Source organism: Variovorax sp. P4_D9 (assembly GCF_056401695.1).
Map to the genome: position 1 here is coordinate 1 of NZ_JBFUIU010001229.1, position 1,987 is coordinate 1,987.

Annotated in this window: 2 protein-coding genes; one reads left to right on the forward strand and one right to left on the reverse strand. The window is 61.4% G+C overall.

Annotated features, from left to right (window positions below; translation table 11 throughout):
- Positions 1 to 455 precede the first annotated feature (455 nt).
- Positions 456 to 1,316, forward strand: coding sequence for an SDR family oxidoreductase (locus tag AC1DY5_RS53310; RefSeq protein ID WP_478122298.1), 861 nt, complete (start codon positions 456 to 458; stop codon positions 1,314 to 1,316).
- A gap of 242 nt (positions 1,317 to 1,558) precedes the next feature.
- Here AC1DY5_RS53310 and AC1DY5_RS53315 read toward each other — a convergent pair.
- Positions 1,559 to 1,987, reverse strand: a 429-nt coding sequence (locus tag AC1DY5_RS53315; RefSeq protein WP_478122299.1) for a transposase, incomplete at its 5' end; no start/stop codon positions are given.

The following is a 1,987-nucleotide window of genomic DNA, read 5'->3' on the forward strand; positions in this document are numbered from 1 at the left end:
GCAGCACGATCCTGGCTCGCTGCTGCACGCGGGCCTCAACGCGGCCGCGCCGGGCGAGCGCAGTCAACTCCCGTTCGGCAACAGCATCCAGTTCGATCTTCCGGGCAACGCGCATGGCTCAAACCTCCGCAAAGCTTGGTATGCGCAGTATACTTTAAGTTCTATTATTTAGAGCGCGCTACACTAGTTCCTGCTGTGGCACCAACAGACATCGACTTGCTCACGCCCTCGAACGTGCGTGGCGGACTCCAGTTGCGAACTCACCGTGCTGCGATTGACACCGCCTCTCGATGGGTACAAAGTCCCCTGCAGGCCGCAAGCCCGTGTCCTCTGTCGCGCGGTTGCTGGGACGCCGGTGGCGCGCATTGCTCGCGATAGCAATCCCGCAAGGGACAGCAAAGACGATCAAACCCGCTTGATTCCATGCGGGAAATTGAGCCTGAGAAGGGAGGACTATGCGGAGCTACTACACCCACAGGAATCTGCCGGAACCTTCGATCCCTGCGCCGCCCACATATGCCTTGCTCAAGGGCCAGACTGCGCTGGTGACGGGGGCCAATTCCGGCATTGGCCGCGCCATCGCGGTGGCGCTTGGCAGGGCTGGCGCCGACGTGATCGTCAACTATGTGGTCAATCCCGAGGACGCCGAAGCGGTGGCGGAGGAGATTCGAAGCAACGGGCAGCGCGCGATGACCGTGCAGGCCGATGTGGCGGACGAATCGCAGGTGCAAGCCATGTTCTCAGCGGCCGTACGCGAGTTCGGGACCGTCGACATTCTCGTCAGCAACGCGGGGATGGAGCGCAATGCGCCGTTCCACGAAATGACTGTTGCACAGTGGGATGCGGTGATCAACGTCAATCTGCGCGGCGCCTTTCTCTGTGCACGCGAGGCTGTTCGAGAGTTCCTTCGCCGTGGCGTGCGCCCCGGAATCTCGGTGGCTGCCGGCAAAATCATCTTTACCAGCTCGGTTCACGAGATCATTCCATGGGCCGGCCATGTGAATTACGCCGCCTCCAAAGGCGGGTTGATGTTGCTGATGAAAAGCCTCGCGCAGGAGATCGCAGAGAAGCGGATCCGGGTAAATTCCATCGCGCCGGGCGCCATCCGGACGCCGATCAACACCGCCGCGTGGTCCACACCGGAAGCGTATGCGGAGCTCATGAAACTGGTGCCCTACAAGCGCATCGGGGAGATCGAGGAGATAGGGCGTGCGGCGGTTTGGCTCGCGTCGGACTTCACGGACTACATCGTCGGAACAACGCTCTTCATCGACGGCGGCATGACGCTGTACCCCGGCTTCGAAACGGGAGGGTAGTCGGCGTGCAAGGACAGCGCTGTCGCGTTCGCTGACTCGCTGGCCCCGCTGGCCCCGCTGGAAGAATCGTAAGTGCGGTTTGGCTCACAGCGACGAAATGAGATCTCATCTTTGCTTCCTCTAATGCGACGTCGGGCATTCCATAGTGACGGAGCCTCCGTCCAAATCACGACAGGAGGTTGAGCAATAGCTTCGTAGCACCTATGAGTGCTTCTCAAGTGCGGCGCTAGGGTGAATGGCGCTTACTTTGGCTCGTACGCATGACCATACTTCTCGACTTGTCGGCGAGCGTGAGCGCGCGGCACCTTCAACCACGGGTAGGGTTTTGGCCTTCGTTTTCGCATTCGCGGCTCGATGCGTCCGGGTCGATGGCCGACCTTGCATTGGGCGATCAACGTGAACAGCCGCTGGCAATCCTTCGTGACCGAGAGGCCTCGCGTGACCCACTCCGTCCACAGTTGCACCGTGTGCTTGAAGCTCAGGCCGCGCGGGTCGATGCCGACGTGGCTGGCGGCCTGCGCCATCAGCAGCCGGATCACGTTGTAGGCCAGCAGATGGACCCACAGCTGCTTGTCGTTCATCTGCGGCGTCTGGCAGCGCAGCACATCCATGCCGGTGGTGGTCTTGAGGTTGCGCAGGTCCAGCTCGATGTTCCAGCGACGCGCGTACAG

What these genes read in the sequence shown, in the direction of transcription:
- AC1DY5_RS53310 (WP_478122298.1), top strand. Translation starts at nt 456, where the DNA reads ATGCGGAGCTACTACACCCACAGGAATCTGCCGGAACCTTCGATCCCT.